14 protein-coding genes are annotated in these 16,878 nt (G+C 60.5%); 9 read left to right on the plus strand and 5 right to left on the minus strand.

All coding sequences use genetic code 11. From position 1 onward, the window contains the following. Positions 1-39: 39 nt before the first annotated feature. Both DDD63_RS06860 and DDD63_RS06865 read right to left on the minus strand, forming a co-directional pair. Entirely contained in the window at positions 40-1,719 is a 1,680-nt protein-coding gene (locus DDD63_RS06860; protein ID WP_108715746.1) for an RNA polymerase sigma factor, read from the minus strand. A gap of 385 nt (positions 1,720-2,104) precedes the next feature. After that, on the minus strand, positions 2,105-3,319 hold the full coding sequence (locus tag DDD63_RS06865) for a DUF4192 family protein (protein ID WP_108715747.1): 1,215 nt from the start codon (positions 3,317-3,319) through the stop codon (positions 2,105-2,107). Positions 3,320-3,524: 205 nt separating this feature from the next. On the opposite strand from DDD63_RS06865, the gene DDD63_RS06870 reads away from it, so the two are divergent. Continuing rightward, positions 3,525-4,619, plus strand: coding sequence for a polyprenyl synthetase family protein (locus DDD63_RS06870; RefSeq protein ID WP_108715748.1), 1,095 nt, complete (start codon positions 3,525-3,527; stop codon positions 4,617-4,619). 165 nt (positions 4,620-4,784) lie between these two features. On the opposite strand, the gene DDD63_RS06875 is transcribed toward DDD63_RS06870, so the two are convergent. Further along, positions 4,785-5,141, minus strand: coding sequence for an Rv2175c family DNA-binding protein (locus DDD63_RS06875; RefSeq protein WP_108716683.1), 357 nt, complete (start codon positions 5,139-5,141; stop codon positions 4,785-4,787). 167 nt (positions 5,142-5,308) lie between these two features. Between DDD63_RS06875 and DDD63_RS06880 the strand changes: the two genes are divergently transcribed. Together DDD63_RS06880 and pknB are read left to right on the plus strand one after the other, a co-directional pair. Continuing rightward, entirely contained in the window at positions 5,309-6,712 is a 1,404-nt protein-coding gene (locus DDD63_RS06880) for a LysM peptidoglycan-binding domain-containing protein (protein ID WP_108715749.1), read from the plus strand. Between the two features lie 205 nt (positions 6,713-6,917). Beyond that, entirely contained in the window at positions 6,918-8,951 is a 2,034-nt protein-coding gene (gene pknB / locus DDD63_RS06885; RefSeq protein ID WP_108715750.1) for a Stk1 family PASTA domain-containing Ser/Thr kinase, read from the plus strand. 60 nt (positions 8,952-9,011) lie between these two features. Here the strand turns inward: pknB and DDD63_RS06890 are convergent, their stop codons facing one another. Then, positions 9,012-10,370 carry a 3-deoxy-7-phosphoheptulonate synthase class II gene (locus DDD63_RS06890; protein WP_108715751.1) on the minus strand — a complete coding sequence of 453 codons (1,359 nt, stop codon included), beginning with the start codon at positions 10,368-10,370 and terminating at the stop codon, positions 9,012-9,014. Between the two features lie 38 nt (positions 10,371-10,408). Here DDD63_RS06890 and DDD63_RS06895 point away from each other — a divergent pair, with 38 nt between their 5' ends. Beyond that, positions 10,409-10,624, plus strand: a complete 216-nt coding sequence (locus DDD63_RS06895) for a hypothetical protein (RefSeq protein WP_108715752.1) — start codon at positions 10,409-10,411, stop codon at positions 10,622-10,624. Here DDD63_RS06895 and DDD63_RS06900 read toward each other — a convergent pair. Further along, positions 10,621-11,832 (minus strand): pyrophosphate--fructose-6-phosphate 1-phosphotransferase, encoded by a 1,212-nt coding sequence (locus DDD63_RS06900; protein WP_108715753.1) that lies wholly within the window; start codon positions 11,830-11,832, stop codon positions 10,621-10,623. The two genes, DDD63_RS06895 and DDD63_RS06900, sit on opposite strands and share 4 nt — an antisense overlap. 281 nt (positions 11,833-12,113) lie before the next feature. On the opposite strand from DDD63_RS06900, the gene DDD63_RS06905 reads away from it, so the two are divergent. The 5 genes from DDD63_RS06905 to DDD63_RS06925 all read left to right on the plus strand — a co-directional run bounded on the left by DDD63_RS06905 (position 12,114) and on the right by DDD63_RS06925 (position 16,545). Continuing rightward, the gene (locus DDD63_RS06905; protein WP_125482457.1) at positions 12,114-12,833 is read left to right on the plus strand and encodes a DoxX family protein; all 720 of its coding nucleotides are present in this window, start codon (positions 12,114-12,116) and stop codon (positions 12,831-12,833) included. Positions 12,834-13,066: 233 nt separating this feature from the next. Next, positions 13,067-14,962 (plus strand): DEDD exonuclease domain-containing protein, encoded by a 1,896-nt coding sequence (locus tag DDD63_RS06910; protein ID WP_240611201.1) that lies wholly within the window; start codon positions 13,067-13,069, stop codon positions 14,960-14,962. 132 nt (positions 14,963-15,094) lie between these two features. Then, positions 15,095-15,322, plus strand: a complete 228-nt coding sequence (locus tag DDD63_RS06915) for an Lrp/AsnC ligand binding domain-containing protein (protein WP_240611202.1) — start codon at positions 15,095-15,097, stop codon at positions 15,320-15,322. A gap of 304 nt (positions 15,323-15,626) precedes the next feature. After that, positions 15,627-16,103 (plus strand): hypothetical protein, encoded by a 477-nt coding sequence (locus DDD63_RS06920; protein ID WP_108715755.1) that lies wholly within the window; start codon positions 15,627-15,629, stop codon positions 16,101-16,103. 91 nt (positions 16,104-16,194) lie between these two features. Next, complete coding sequence (locus DDD63_RS06925) at positions 16,195-16,545, plus strand: hypothetical protein (RefSeq protein WP_125482458.1); 351 nt, start codon at positions 16,195-16,197, stop codon at positions 16,543-16,545. Positions 16,546-16,878 lie beyond the last annotated feature (333 nt).

Here is a 16,878-nt window from a genome sequence, read left to right on the forward strand (position 1 = left end):
GAAGGCGCAGCTCGGAAAAGAACCGAGCCGGGTAAAGGCTCAGTCCAGGTAGTCGCGTAGCACTTGCGACCGCGACGGGTGGCGCAGTTTCGACATTGTCTTCGATTCAATCTGCCGGATGCGTTCCCGTGTCACCCCGTATACCTTGCCGATTTCGTCCAAGGTCTTCGGTTGGCCATCGGTCAAGCCGAAGCGCATGGAGACAACACCGGCTTCGCGCTCAGAAAGGGTGTCGAGCACTTGGTGCAACTGCTCCTGCAGCAGGGTGAATCCCACCGCGTCGGCCGGAACAACGGCCTCGGAGTCCTCGATGAGGTCGCCGAACTCACTATCGCCGTCTTCACCTAGAGGCGTATGCAGTGAGATGGGCTCGCGTCCATACTTCTGCACCTCGATGACCTTCTCCTCGGTCATGTCGAGTTCCTTCGCAAGTTCGGTGGTTGTGGGTTCGCGTCCGAGGTCCTGCAGCATCTGCCGTTGCACGCGTGCCAGTTTGTTGATGACTTCGACCATATGCACCGGGATGCGGATGGTTCGCGCCTGATCTGCCATTGCACGTGTGATGGCTTGGCGAATCCACCACGTGGCGTAAGTGGAGAACTTATAGCCCTTGGTGTAGTCGAACTTCTCCACCGCTCGTACCAGGCCGAGATTGCCTTCCTGGATCAGATCGAGGAAGAGCATGCCGCGTCCCGTGTAACGCTTCGCCAGCGACACCACGAGGCGGAGATTGGCCTCCAACAGGTGGTTCTTCGCCTGCTGCCCGTCACGCATAATGGCACGCAATTCGCGGATATAGGTACGGTCCGTCTCTTTGTCCAGTGCACCGGACTGCAGAATATGTGCCGCGTACAGGCCGGCTTCGATCCTCTTGGCCAGCTCTACTTCTTCTTCGGCATTCAGCAGGGAAACCTTGCCGATTTGCTTGAGATAGTCCTTGACCGGATCAGCGGTGGCACCGGCGACGTGCACGCGTACTGCCGGCTCATCCGATTCGTCGGAATCGGTAACCGTGAACGCACCCTTAGAGCTCGTCGCTTCCTTGGCGGGTGCCGATTTAGCGGCCGTCGTTGAGTCTTTCACCGACTTATCGTCGTCGGCGTTATCGTCGTCGGCGTCATCCGAGACATCATCCTCATCCAGATCCGCGTCGTCCCCATCAGCGGCATCAAGATCGAGGTTGTCATCCTCCAGTGCATCCGCCTCTTCCGGTGAAGCCACTGCATCCGCTTCGTCTTCGGCAGGCGAACTCGACTGCACAGCGGACTCGCCCGCATCCTCGGCTACGGTCTGGGCGGATAGAGCCTCCGCCGCCGTCTCGTCCTCGCCTGCCGTATCAGCTGGTGCCGATGCCTTCGCCTTCTTAACGGAGCCCTTCGGCTTGGCACTGGACGCCTTCTTCCCCGTCGTCTTTTGCTCGGCCATCTTCTGCTCTACTACCGCACCATCGGCCTGCACAATCGACTCATCGTTCGTCGCCTCCTGTGCGGCCGACTCGACTTTGGCTGTTTTCGCCGCATCGCGGGCCTGCTTTGCCTTCGACGTCGTTGACTTCTTGCGCGCCGTCGACTTCGTCTTTTCTGTGCTACCTGTGGTAGCCGCCGTCGCAGCGGACGACCGAGTGGTCTTCTTCCGGCCTGCCTTTTTCTCGGGTGCTACCGCAACATCATCAGTGGTAGCAACGGACAAATTGTCGACTTCGGCGGTCTTAGTGGCCACGTGACACCTTTCAACGAAGAACCAGACAGCTGGCGAAAGCACATCATACCGCCGCTGGAGAGAACTCGGTACATACGCCACAACGCGTCTGCCCCGGAAAATGTTCCCGGCGTGTGCTCCAGTTCTCGCTCAGCTGTGGCCTGAATCAGGACAAGAGGCATGCTTTCCGCAGATTCCGACGCCGGAGCACTCCTTCCGTTTCACCCGCGTCTTCCGAAAGAGGTAACTCCGCCACGCACCATCTTTCGCCTAGGACGACTCTCGTCTAGGACGAACACTGGTGGCCGACCAGTTCGGCGCCTCTCCGTCTGAGGCGAGCCGCATCCGGCTGAGGCGAGCCGCGTGTTCCAATCGGCACAGAATCACCGGACGCGCAGTCGGTCTCTCATTCGCAACGAGTCATCCAGGGCGGTAGAACATGGAAGGCCAGCGTCTGCGCGAGGATTCGCACCAGAGAGTGACTCGGATCAATATCCATGGCTGCTTTCACCCGCTCGTGTGCGATGGAGTTGCGCCCCGACCACCAGGCAAGGTATCCGCTGGCCGCCAAGGCGCAGGCATCGTCGGCGGGTGCAACCGCAGCGCAACGCTCCAACAACGCGCGCGTTTTCTCCAATCGCTCGATATCGGGAACACGATGCGCCGCACGTATGAGCCCGAAGGCAAGAGAGTCCTCATCAAGGTCCACCAGCCCGCCATCGTCGTGCGCCACAGCATAAAGAAGTACCCGGTCACGGACACGGAAGTCATGTAGTGCAACATTTGCACACCCGCGTTCGGCGATGGTCTCAGTTCCGTCCTTTTGCAGAATCTCATTCCACAGTTTGCACCCGGCTACGAAGTGGTTCACCTCATCGGCCAGCCACTTCTCGCCGGCCCGAGCGGCCAGTCGCAGTTCCGAGCAGCTCGCGCGAGAGATCGTCTGTACCGGAGGCTCTTCCAAGGGAGCGCTGCCCTGCGCTATAAGTTGCAAAGCAAGCTCTCGGGTCGCAAGTTCATCGCAAGCATGTAGCTCCGGCTCAGGCTCGTCGAATACGCACCACTGGTGGGAATCCGCAACCATCGCCATGAGCAGGCCAGCCTGCGGCGCCGCCTCCCGGATCGCTAAGCAAATGTCGTGAAGAGTCCGTGCCTCGGGACCGTGCAGGAACGACACTACATCGCCGCAATACAGCGCGAGCACACACCGTTGCACACCGTACTCCCGGATAATCTGCGCAAGTTCGAGACCGTATCCCGCCTCTAGGTACGGCGCCTGTGCACCTGCTCCAGCATCCGATACATCCGCGTCTACGCCACAGTCCGTTTCATGCAAGTCCGCACCCCGGCCCATTGACTGTGCAACCGCATCATCAAAGCGTCGACGCCGGTCACCCGCCGCCGTATCGTGTTCTGCCGATTCAGCCGGTGCTAGCGCAGCACTGTCTGATGGCTCCAGGTTTATCGTCACAATTGGCCCCATACAAGCACGTTTCCCGGTTGCATCCACGCCGAGTTCGTCCAATCCAAGTAGCACCAGGTGATGCCGCGGATAGTATCCAAGAAGGTGAGGAATGAGCACAAGGGCATCCTCCGGCCCGTGAATAACAAGAGTTTCCATGCCTCCATCTCAACGGAGAGCCGTATCGGCAGCATAGGTCCCTTCTGCACCGGTGGATTACCTCTGCATTTCGGCGGTTGTGGATACGGCGAGCAGGGACTGTATTCACTACAGTGTTCGCGATGACGTATGGGCAGTCGGCGTGGAAACAGAAGGCCTAGGTGTACCCATCACATGGCACCGACCATCCCGCTAAGCTAACCGCATGAGCTTCGAAGCTGCATCCGCAGACCCGGTAGACCCAAACGATTTTCGTGCAGCAGTCACGGCACGCTGCCTGGCTGTGCTCGACTCGCTGAGCACGCTTTTTGGCAACAGCGACGCCGTCGCGGAACTACAAGCGGTCACGCGCCCCTTCCTCGCCGGAGGAAAGCGTACTCGCGCCACCCTGCTACTCGCTGGATGGTGCTGCGCCACCGATGAACCGACGTCACCCGCCGTGAGTGCAGGGGCAGCGCTGGAACTCTTCCAGGCCTCCGCACTCGTCCACGACGATGTCATCGATGCATCCCCTACTCGCCGCGGTCTGCCCGCCGCACACGCAGCGTTTGCCCAACGCCACCAATCCGCCGATTGGACAGGCGACCCGTCACGCTTCGGTACCGCAGCCGCAATCACACTTGGCGACCTATTACTGTCCGAGGCGGTGAGTGAATTCGCACGCGCCGGAGCCCTTGTTCCCTCGATACGCGCTCAGGCGGCCACGGGAGTTTTTCACGACATGACGCTGGAAGTTGCCTACGGGCAATTCCTCGACATTCGCGCCGAGAATCTGCCGCTGGCCGATCCTTCCACCGAAGGCAGTAATGCGCTGACGATTCTCCGCCATAAGAGCGCGCGTTATTCGGTCGAGCTTCCGCTAATTATCGGTGCCACGTTGGCAGGCGCACCCAGCGACCTCCTTGCCGGTCTTCGCCGAGTGGGTACCCCACTGGGAGAGGCGTTCCAGTTGCGCGATGACGATCTCGGAATATTCGGGGACCCGCAGACAACTGGGAAACCCTCCGGCGCTGATTTCAGCGAAGGAAAACGTACCGTCCTCCTATCCTTATCCCGAGCACTCGCATCGAGTTCCAACCGGGACTGGCTCGAGCAGAATCTCGGTTCGCCCCTGAACCACGACGGCGTGGAGCACCTGCGACGGATCATCATCAAGTGCGGCGCGCGTCAACGGCACGAAGACATGATTAACCAACGGGAAGAGGAAGCACGGTCTGCCCTCAAGGAGTTTCCCGCTCGCTCCGTCGGCACAGCCCTACTGAGTTCTCTATTTGATGAGCTCTCCGCCCGCGCACGCTAACAGACGCTCCATACGGCCGTCGTCGCTCCCGGGAGGGGAGGCAGCGCCTATGAATCCCTGGCGACGCACAGGCGTAGCTCGGACGGGAACTCACCCCGCCGGGCCCGCGCGGCCCGTGACGGCCAACCACCGCGGACCGAGAACACAAATGACTCTCTGCGGGGCTCAGAAAGCCAGCGCCGCTATAACACGGCGTACCGCTTTCACACGGCTTGACCGTAACGCCTCCAGAGGCGTTACGCCGAGCTCGTCATCAACCCTATTGAGCCAATTCATTGCCTCATCATCTGAGAACCCGGCATCCCGCAACGCCGTTACCGTCCCCCGCAGGGAGGCCAAAACAGTGATCTCTCCCTCCTTCTCGGTCAGTTCCCCACGCGGGATCATTAGTGCATTGTTCTCACCGCGGCGCACCGCCAGGAGTCGATTATCCGCCAGCATATTGCGGATTTCACGTTGACGAACACCAAGAAGCTCGGCGATCTCTGGAATGGACAACCACTCAGACGTCTCATTACTCACGCCGAAATCGTACCCGCAATAGAGCAAATAGTTGGAAAGATTCAACTCGACACGCTATTGTCACATATGAAACATGAGCATCAGCTTCATCATAATTCGCATTTATCACGCAATTGGTGCTGCTGACACAGGGAGGCAAAGCGGCTCAGCCGCAACGGAGGTACATCATGTCCAAGGGCTCGCGAACCGTGCGTACGTCAGGTGCCGTTCTCGCGGCAACGACGATGATCGGTTTTGTGGCGCCACCGGCGCACGCCCAGGAACCGACTACCGGTAATCTGGCGCTGGCCCGGCACACGTCCGAGCCCGTCAAGGCAAACGCGATGAGCTATCGCGTATCCAACGCCGATACCTTGGCCTCCATCGCCCAGCGCACCGGAGTACCCGAGGGTGTCATCGCATCAACCAATGGGCTCTCGCCCTCGTCTTCGCTCCGGAGCGGAAGTCTGCTCTCCATTCCGGCCCCGACTGTGCGCACAGCCAATACGGCCACCGTCCACACTGTGACCCGCGGTGAGACACTCTCCGGCATCGCCAAACGCTACAACACGACCGTGGCACAAATCGTCTCCGCCAACTCACTGAAGAATCCGAACCGTATCTACGTCGGCCAGAAACTCACCATTCCAGCCGGGAACGGAGCCGCACCGTCGGCGCAGCAGTCAACTTCGAGCGCAACGTCGTCAACTGGTACCGCTAGCGCCACGCATACGGTGGCCCGCGGTGAGACTCTCTCCGGCATCGCCAAGCGCTACGGCACCACCACCGCCAACCTCGCCGCACTAAACTCACTGGCCAACCCCAACCGCATCTACGTCGGCCAGAAACTCACGATCTCCGGAACCGCAAGCACCTCAACATCGTCATCCACGCGGTCCTCAACTACACAGGCAACAACCGCAACATCAACCGGCACCGCCACCACGCATACGGTGGCCCACGGTGAGACTCTCTCCGGCATCGCCAAGCGCTACGGCACCACCACCGCCAACCTCGCCGCGCTAAACTCACTGGCCAACCCCAACCGCATCTACGTCGGCCAGAAACTCACGATCTCCGGAACCGCAAGCACGTCAACATCGTCATCCACGGTTCCTAACACGTTCCTTGGATACACATACTCGGCGCAAACCAACGCCGCCGCCAACCAGAATAAGAGCACACTGAACGGCATGTCCGTTCCGTCACGGGCACAAATGCAGCAGATGGTCTACGACACGGCAGTTCAGATGGGCGTCGATCCACGACTGGCACTGGCGCACGCATATGTCGAATCCGGGTTCGACGCACGTGCGGTGTCACCGGCGAACGCCGTCGGCGTTATGCAGGTGATTCCTTCCTCCGGCCAGTGGGCCTCCCAGATGGTTGGGCGCCAACTGGACTTACTTGACCCCCAAGACAACGTCATTGCGGGCGTCGCCATCATCCGTTACCTGCAGACACACGCCAGTTCGCTCGACGAAGGAATCGCCGGCTATTACCAGGGTCTGGGTGGGGTGCAGCGCAACGGCATGCGTCCCGACACACAGCAGTACGTGACAAAGGTCAAGAATGCCATGTCTCGTTTCTGAGAGGTTGCTTCCGTTCCTTACGTCCTGCCTACTGCCGCGTTAGCGAGGCTTTTGGAGACTGGCCACCGATAGCCTTCGCAGAGCGCCTAGTTGTAGTCCTCGCGAAGCGGCGGACTGCCTAGCCGTCGGCGATCCTCAAATCCGAGCGCCGACGCGCGGCGTCACGTGGCGGCACGAAAGGGCATTTTGTCTGTAACCTTAAGCCGTGGTGCAAGATGACCCTCTGATTGGCGCTGTCATTGACGGCCGTTATGCCATCACCGCTTCGCTGGGACGCGGCGGCATGGCGACGGTTTATCGTGCCCGCGACAAACGCCTAGAGCGTGATGTGGCCGTCAAGCTCATGCATCCGCATCTCGCTCAGCAATCGGATTTCACCGAGCGGTTCAGCAAAGAGGCGCGTGCAGCGGCGCAACTGTCGAACCCGCACGTTGTTTCGGTATACGACCGGGGCGTATGGGCCTCACCGAACGGCGCGCACGCCTATCTCGTCATGGAGTTCGTTCCCGGCCCGGATCTGCGCTCTGAACTCAATCGGCTCGGCAGCTTCAACCTCGGCACCGCCCTCGCACTGACTGAACAGGTTTTGCGCGCGCTAGCCGCTGCCCACTCCGCCGACATCGTGCATCGTGACGTCAAACCAGAGAACGTTCTTCTCACCGCACCGCTTCCACCCGCCAGTGTCTTCGAGCGGCCCGAAATTCACGCCGAAGTAGCAGATTTTGGCCTCGCGCGTGCCCTTGATGCGACGACGACGGCGTCGGGAGTCATGATGGGCACCATCGCGTACGTGGCGCCGGAAGTGATCACAACCGGACATGCGACCGCCGCAGCAGACGTGTATGCGGCGGGGATTATGCTGTATGAGTTTCTCACGGGCTCCCTTCCCTTTAGCGCGGAAACACCGATCGCGACCGCGTATATGCATGTCAACTCACCCATGCCGCGTGTTGCAACGCAGGCGCCGTGGCTGCCCCCGGCGGTAGATTCGCTGATCGGTCTGTTAACTGCAAAAGATCCCTCCGACCGTCCTTCCGACGGAACTGCAGCGGTCAAGGCGCTGGTGGCTGTCACCGCGTCCATTGCGGATGAGGACCTTATCAGGCGCATTCCTGTTATCCCGCGAATTCCCACACCCGCCGAAGCGCCTTCGTCGCCAGCTGCTGACACGCCTGAACGGCCCGTCGGCGGAACGGATCCGCTTCCCCGGCAAGCCACACAGCGGCTCACCGCTGCGGCCACAACACAGCTCGCGACCCACTCTGGCCCAGACCGTGCAAAAAAAGCGCGTCGGGTGAAGGACGACGATGCCGCCATTGACGCAGCGATCTCAGACGCAGCCGCCGAAACACGTACGAGGACGCGACGGCGACGCTGGCCGTGGGCTCTCCTCCTATTGGTCGTGGTGCTTGCCAGCGCCACTGCCTGGTATTTCTTCCTCGGGCCAGGTAAACGCGTCACGGTCCCGAACGTCGTCGGCCAGTCCTACGAGCGGGCCGAGTCTACGCTTGCCCAGCACGAGTTGACCGCCGAACGGCACGAGGCATATTCCGATGAGGTCGAGGCGGGCGTCGTCATTTCCACGGATCCGGAGGCAGGCGAGCGAACTGATCCAGCCGATCCCGTTCGGGTGACGGTATCGCTGGGCGTTGAACAGGTCAAGGTGCCTGATCTTTCTGGCAAGACGGAGGAAGAAGCACAGCAAGAGCTGAGCTCTTCCCGCCTATCCATGGAGCGGGCAGAGGCATATTCCGAAACAGTTCCAGAAGGAAGTGTCATTGCACAGGGCGTGAGCCCGGGAGAACTGGTCAATCATGACAGTACGGTCGCGGTGACGATCTCCCTGGGGCGAGAACCGATCTCGGTGCCCGATGTGGTCGGGTTAAGCGACAGCGCTGCGACGGAACAGATCCAGGCGGCCGGGCTCACAACGCAGGTCGTGCAACAGTACTCCGAGACCGTCGAAGAAGGCGCAGTTATAGCGCAGGACCCTGCCGATGGCACGTTGTATCGTGGTGATACCGTCACGATTACGGTATCGCTGGGCCCCGAGCTGATCGAAGTTCCTAACGTGGTCGGTAAGTCGACGTCTGAGGCTACTCGGATTCTCGAAGAGGCAGGCTTCGAGGTCAACGTCGAAATGATTCTGGGAGGCTACTTCGCAACCGTGCGAGCACAAGATCCGGGTGCAGGTGACAAGGTGCGCCGCGGCACAACTATCACCTTGACCGTCGTCTAGTTGTGCGCCAACCGGCGAACCGCCAACTCCCCTAGCGTCAGACCCCAGAATCGCGCGGCGTTAGATGTGGATGTCGCGCAGCATTTCCGCCAACAGAAACGCCATTTCCAAGGACTGCTGGTGATTCAAACGCGGATCAACCAAGGTCTCATACCGCTCTTCCAGGGTGTCCTCCAGGATCTCTTCCGATCCACCGAGTACCTCCGTCACGTCATCACCAGTCAGTTCCACATGGATGCCGCCCGGATGCGTTCCCAACTCTTGGTGGACAAGGAAGAACCCTTGGATTTCCGCGAGGATATCGGTAAGCCGCCGCGTCTTTAGCCCGTTGGCAGCGGTGATGGTGTTCCCGTGCATAGGATCGGTCACCCAGGTCACGGGGCGGCCGTCGGCGCACACCGCTTCCACGAGAGCGGGAAGACGCTCGGTAATGAGCTGTGCTCCCATACGGGTTATGAAGGTGAGTCGACCATCCTCGCCTGCCGGATTGAGCTTGTCCATCAGCGCGATCACGTCTTCCGGCGTCGTCGTGGGCCCCAGCTTCACTCCGATCGGGTTACGGACGTGGGATAGCATCTCCACATGCGCGCCGTCAATATCTCGGGTACGCTCGCCGATCCATAAGAAATGTGCCGAACAAGCGTAGGGCTCTCGCGTACGCGAGTCCACCCGGATCAACGCTTCTTCGTACGGCAGCAACAGCGCTTCGTGCGAGCTGTAGAAATCCACCGTGCTGAAGGACTCGCTGCTAACGCGCGCGGCCCGCATGAAACGCATCGCCCGGTCGATCTCACCGGCGACCTGCTCGTAGCGAGCGTATGCAGGGTTCCGCACGAACCCCTTGTTCCACTCATGGACTTTAGACAGGTCTGCGAAGCCTCCGGTGGTGAATGCCCTGATCAAATTCAGCGTCGCAACCGACCGCTGGTATGCCTCAATGAGTCGGTACGGATCCGGTGTACGCGCCGCAGCCGTGAATTCATGCCCATTGACTGCATCCCCCATATACGAGGGCAACTCGACGCCGTCGCGCGTCTCGGTTGGCTTGGAGCGCGGCTTCGCGTATTGACCGGCCATGCGACCGATTTTGACCACCGGCACGGACGCCCCGTATGTCAACACAACTGCCATCTGCAGCACGGTGCGGATTTTGGCGCGGATACGGTCGGCCTTCGATTCGGCGAAGGACTCTGCGCAGTCTCCACCCATGAGGACGAAGGCCTGGCCATGCGCGGCACCCGCGATCTCATTCTTCAGCTTGTCCGCCTCACCGGCAAAAGTCAGCGGTGGCAGCGTCCGCAAATACTCGACGGCGCGGTCCAATTCGGCCGCGTCGGGCCAAGCCGGCTGGTGCTTGGCAGGAAAGCTCCGCCAGGCACGGATGGCAGCCAGCGTTTCTTCATCGGCAGCGTCGAACATGAGGAAATCTTACCGGCAATGCCGCGCTTGAAGGCGGCATGTCCACCGCCCCTGCTTACATTCCCTTCACGTCCACAGATTCGCGGTACACGATAGTCTCGGTTGAGGTTCCCGGACGGCTCTATTCGTATCAATCGCCGGAATATCCGGGTTATACGCTGATTCTCCGGGTTATTCGCGGAAAACTGCGGAAAACCCGGAGAATCACCAGCAGGTTGAACAGCGGTTGCGTTGCCGAAACGGGTAATGGTTAGCGTCCGCGGACTTCCTGACCGAGCTCGCTCATCAGATCGGTGAACCACTCTTGCGTAATATCGAAAGGCTTGGCTCCCTTGATGCGCGGGAAGTCGATGGCCGTGAGCACGTTACCATTCTCCTCATCGTGCCCGATCACGCCGGATGCTCCCTCTAGCGCGCATTGCACGGCAAGATCAACCATCGACTTGATCAGCCGCAGATCATCGGGGTTGGCGTGCCAGGAGCGCGAGTAGTATCCGGACTTCTGCACCATAACCTTCTCCGCACCAATACGCTGCGCGAATTGCTTGGCGAACCACTGACCCGGGTTGATCGTATCCAGCTTGACGTGCCCGAAGGGATCGCGCTGGATCTCCTCCCCCGCGGCTTCCTTCTCGGCGATGATCTCGTCAATACCCGCGCCCTCGGAGAGGAAGATATTGACATTGCCAATCTCATCCATGATGGCGCGCAGGCGTGTGGCCTCACCGTCCATGTCTAGCGCCATCTCCGGCAGGTACACGGCATGCACATCCCAGCGTTCCTGGCTCAGCCCGAGCGACGGCGCCCACTCCTGCTTGCCGACCCAGTCGTGGTAGTAGGCGGCGCTTTGCGCGGTGAGGTAGCCGCAGTTGCGACCCATGACCTCATGCACGATCAGCATGCGCGGATTGGACCGGTGCTCGGCGATCACATGCTGAGCAAAGCCTGAGGCCTCTTCGGCCGCGGTCCAAGCACCGAGGGACTGCCGGATCGGGATGATGTCATTATCGATAGTCTTCGGCAAGCCGACCACGGTCAGTTCGTAATTGTTCTCGTGCAGGTACGCAGCCAGGTCAGCCGCCGTGGTGTTTGTATCGTCACCGCCGATGGTGTGCAACACGTCGACGCCGTCGGTGCGCAGACGCTCGGCCGCCACCTGCAGTGGGTCCTCACCCTCCTTGACGAGGCCGCGTTCCACCAGATCCTTGGCGTTGGTCAGTTTGACGCGGGAATTACCGATCGGAGAACCTCCAAAGCGGTGCAGAATAGCGGCATCCTTGCGGCCTTCGGCATCGATGGTGACGAAATTGCCGGTTAGCAGGCCGTGGTAGCCGTACTGGTAGGCGATAATCTCCACGTCAGGAGCAATTTCTGAGTAGCGCTCGATCAATCCGCCGACGGCGGAGGACAGGCAGGGGGCGAAACCGCCTGCGGTGAGCAGAGCAACGCGACGGACAGTCATCGTGAACCTTCCCTTGAGTTTTGGGTTGTGCCCGAAGACGGGCGGAGTAATACGCGGCGGCAGCGCCGCCTCGTGCTTAGTCTACCGGTCTGGGCATTGGCATTTCACACACAAGCGTCATGGCCACGGGTGGCGTCAGCTCGCCAAGTCCGAGGAGTAGGGCGGATGTGGGGAAAGTGTCCCGGCCACGGGTGGCATCCGGCGCTGCCCCACGTATAGGCACGGCTTAGCCGTCAGCGAGATACCCCGGCATCGCTCGATGTGCTCGCTATGCTGGAGTTATGCCAGTTACGCCGAGTTCTGAGATGTCCGACGGCGATTTCGACGCCGCCTGGAAGGACATCACCGCTAATCTTTCCGATCTCGACTTTCCCGGCAAGGATACTTCCGATATCCCGACCGGCCGCGGTGCGAAAGACCGTGCAAGCTCTTCTTCCACGCTGTTTTCGGGTGGCGCGTCAGGCTTTGCCAATGCAGGGGAAACCACTGACACAGGCAATGCCAAGAACCTTTCGGACACCGGCTCTACAGAGGAGTCCCCTTCATTCTTCCGCTCGACTGCCCGCCGTCGCGGTACGAATGCGGGCACGGCCTCACCCTCGAACACTGATGCGGCACCGGCCGATGATCGTGCGTCCCCGGCTTTTGGCGGTCCTACGCATCCCACAGGTGAGGCGGACTCGCATCCCTTGGGCGGCCCACGTGACTGGACCCCCGCGAGCGAAGATGACGACGAGTTCTTTTCTTATGAGGACGACGTTCTTGCGCAGATCCCGGAGGCCGATGACACTCCGGTATCCCCTCTTGCCGTCGCGTTGTGGGTTGCTGCGGGCCTTAGTCTCGCCGGTGCCATTGCCATCCTCATCGGCCTCCTACCCGGCAGCGGCGGCCTCGCCGGCACGATGATAGCCGCAAGTTTCATTCTCGGTGCTTTCGCGGCGTTCGCCAGCTCTCCGCGCGATGACGACATTGACCCCTTCGACGACGGCGCCCGGGTGTAGTGGCACAGCGGCCATCTATAGTCGTCGTCTCTCGCGCAGACCAATGACGGCCACATTGCCTATAACGGTCGGGCACATACACGTCGTCCGGTCTATCGACGGCGCCCGAGTGTAGTGGCAGGCCGCCGCTCACCAGCGACACGCACCACGTGAGCCCGAGCAGGCCTGATCGGTGGCACCATCTGGCCGTGTCGGCTCTACTATGTGTCGGAGGCGCGTCTTAAGCTGGCGACGTGAAGGAATCACTGACGGCACCTGCCCCCGGAGCACGGTTGGATCTGGAACCCATCCGGCGGATACGGCTGTCCCAGCACACTGCCGTGCGCTCCGCGGCCTCACAAACGCCGCGATCCGGGCACGCCGAACAGACCACTGCGCCCGCCGAGCCCACCGAAGTGGCTACACAACTCTCCTTCGCCGATCTTGGTCTGCCGCTGGAGAAGGTCACCTTCGTCGTCGTCGACTTGGAAACAACCGGTGGCACGCCGGGGCTACGTTCTATCACCGAATTTGGAGCGGTGAAGGTGTGCGGCGGTGAACTCGTGGGCGAGTTCGCCACCCTGGTAAACCCTCACGAGCCGATCTCTCCGTTCATCACGCGTCTGACGGGGATCACCACCGCCATGGTGATGCGTGCTCCGCAGATCGAGGCTGTGATGCCGAGTTTTCTGGAGTTTCTTGGCACCTCACCGGATACCGTGCTGGTTGCTCACAATGCCCGCTTCGACGTCGGCCACCTCAAAGCGGCAGCAACCGCCCTGGACCTGCCGTGGCCGCGCGTGAAGATCCTCGACACGGTGAAGCTGGCCCGCCGCGTTTTCACCCGCGAGGAGGCGCCGAACGTCAAGCTCGGAACACTGGCGCGCATCTGTCACGCCACCGTCTCTCCCTCACATCGTGCGCTTGACGACGCCCGCGCCACCGTTGATGTTCTTCATGCCATGCTCGGCCGTCTCGGCCCGCTCGGTGTCACGCACCTGGACGATTTGCTGACCGCCTCCGATCCGGTGCCCGCCAAGCGACGGCGAAAAGCCGTTTTAGCCGACGGACTGCCACACTCCCCCGGGGTTTACCGCTTCATAGGTCCGGGGGAAGAAGTGATGTATGTCGGGAAGTCGGTCAACCTCTATCAGCGAGTACGCCAGTACTTCACCGCAGCGGAGCGCCGTAAACGCATGGCGGAAATGATTGATCTGGCCACTCGGGTGGACGTCACCGCTACGGCAACAGCCTTGGAGGCCAGTGTGCTCGAATTGCGTCTGATCGCGGAACTGGATCCGCCCTACAATCGGCGCTCCCGCCGCCCCGATCGACGGCCCTGGTTGGTTCTGACCGATGAACCGCATCCACGCCTCAAAGTCACACGAAACCTTGCTGCAAACGCCATGCCGGATGCGCTTGGCCCGTTCTCCTCCACTAGTCAGGCCCGCAAGGCGGCGACACTACTCGCCGATGTTTCGCGTCTGCGTACCTGCACACGGGTACTTCCGGGCACCCCACGCCCCGGTGCCCAGGCATGCCACTTGCTGGAACTGGGACGTTGTTGCGCACCCTGTGTTTCAGCCGACACCGCCGCCGGGGAGCGTTCCGTGCGGGACGTCAAGCAGATGCTCACCGGCGCCAGTGATTCCTTGTGGGAACGCCAGCTGGAACGCCTGAATCTGCTTGCGGCCCAGGAGCGCTTTGAGCAGGCGGCCGAGGAGCGTGATCGGCTCGCTGCCGTGCTTTCGGCCCAGCGACGTCGCGAGCGGTTGTTTCCGCTGTTGCAGGCATCCGAGGTTATCGCGGCCTCCCGCAGCGAGAACGGCTGGGACGTGGCGGTAATCCGCTACGGCCGCCTGGCGGGAAGCGCACGGGCGTCGAAGCAGGAGAATCCGCCCGATGTGGCACGGCACTTGGCGGAGCACTGCGAAGCCGTTTCCGCTCCTGCCACGGCTGCGAGTGCCGCACCGGTGGAAGAAAGCGAGTTGCTGCTGGCTTGGCTGTGGCAGAAGGAGACACGCCTGCTCAGTTTTACCGGGCCTGTTCCCCTGGCGCTGCCACGGCGCGCTGCAGCACGCCACCGCGTTCCCAGCGCGGAGGAAGACTGCCGCTTTATCGACGGTTGGCAGCCAAGTCTGGTGAGGTAACCGGATGGGCTAACCGGACAGTACGGCGCCGTATCGCGTTCCGAGAGATAGACTTGACCTAGTCCGGTCCGAAGGAGTTCTTATGCCCACGGCAATTGTTCATATTGATGCCGACGTCGCTCGTATCCCGAGGTGGCCGAGCAGATCGCCTCGACCCCGGGAGTTGCCGAAGTTTATTCGGTGACTGGCGATACCGATATCGTCGCACTGGTGCGTGTAAAGCAGCACGAAGATCTTGCCTCGGTGATCCCCGATGCGATCGGGAAGATTCCCGGTGTGAAACGCCTGCGCACATACTTGGCCTTCCGCGAGTTTTCGCAGGGCGATCTTGATGCAGCCTACAACCTCGGATTGGACTGACCGGTCCGCGGCCACTTCTCAATTCGATTCGATGCCTGCGGCGCAAGGCCCAGCTAGGCGCGGTCTCCGGCAGTCGCTGTTGCCCCGACCCTTTGTTACTTCCGCGCGCTTCGCGCCACTTTGTCTAGTGTTACTTCCTATGCCTCGCGTGGGAAGTAATCCGGTTCCGCGACCGGGCGCAAGCCACCGGCAGAACTCCCATTCCTGACGTGGGAGGTAATCCGTGTAACCATTCGGGTTACGTGGTATGCTCCGTTTGAGTTGTGTGGGTACCACATCGTGCGAAGAAACAAAGGAGCACCGCATGCGAGGTCGTCGCCGTCGTCGCCTGACTCTTGTTGCTGCGTGTGTCTTCTTCGTCGGCGCGTGCGGTACGGAAGCGACAGAGCACTCCGACGACGCCGGCCAGTTCTCCGGACCATGGGCGGAGAAATTCGAGTCCGCCTACAACTCCACCGACTCCGAATTCGCCAAGACAATCCTCTCCGACGGAGAGATCACAGAAGCCGAGATCAAAGAAACCGAACAGGCCATGATCTCGTGCGCAGAAGACAAAGGATACACCGGGGTTGAATTCCATGCGGATGGGGGATCGACATCCACACTGCCACCCGAACGACTTGACCAGCTGATCAAGAATCAGGGTCTCACCAGCCCAATCTGCGCCAAGGCACGTCGGGCCCCTCTTCGTCGCAGCTTTACGCTCGTTCACGGTCAACTCCAAATTGATCATGTACAAGGCGCAGATCCCTATGTAACACAACGACACCGCCGACACTGAGACTTAAAACGCGTCACCCCAGCACAATGACACCAGCTATTCTTCCCTATACGCTATATGCATAACTGTACAGTTACAAAATATCGTTGCTATGACTAGTTACGACCTCTACAAAGGAGAAGAGACAATGCCACTACTCAAGAGAATCTCGGGACTCGCAGCTGCTACCTGCCTTGCAACAGCAGGCTTCACTGCAGTCGCAACAGTCGACGCCCCTGAAGCGTCTGCAGCACCATTGTGCTATACGCGCGTCTTAGCCAACGGCGGTTGGGCGAAGAACAACACCTGCGGAGGTTGGGTGCAATATGTCGATAGAGTCAAAGAGAAGGGTAAGGTCGTCTCGCATTACGCAAAGAAGGTCGGCAAGGGAAAGACTTCCTCTAACTGGGTATGCTGGGGCGACTGGGTGTCCGCTTCTGTACTCGCCTCAAGTTCGTGGTAAAAGTGATTAGCGCGAGCGCGTAATGATACGCGGCTCAGTTGTCCATATTTGTTGAGACGCAACTACTCGGTAGAGGTTGCGTCTCAACAAATGCCAGGGCAGCGAAAAACTACCCTGATTCCGATGTGATAGGGGTTCTGGCGTTATGGGCCTCTGAGTTGATGCCCGTCCCTTCGCGGACCAAACTGCATTATCCTCATGTCCTCTTCGGACCGGAGTGTATACACGACTGTTTAGTCTGGCATACAGAACCAGATAGCCGTTTTCGGTCTCGAAGCTGTTGAGTGAGTCCTTCCTCCTCATGGTTCGCTCTGCCTCTAGTGTGCCAAAATC

Source organism: Actinobaculum sp. 313 (genome assembly GCF_003073475.1).
Taxonomy (GTDB): domain Bacteria; phylum Actinomycetota; class Actinomycetes; order Actinomycetales; family Actinomycetaceae; genus Asp313.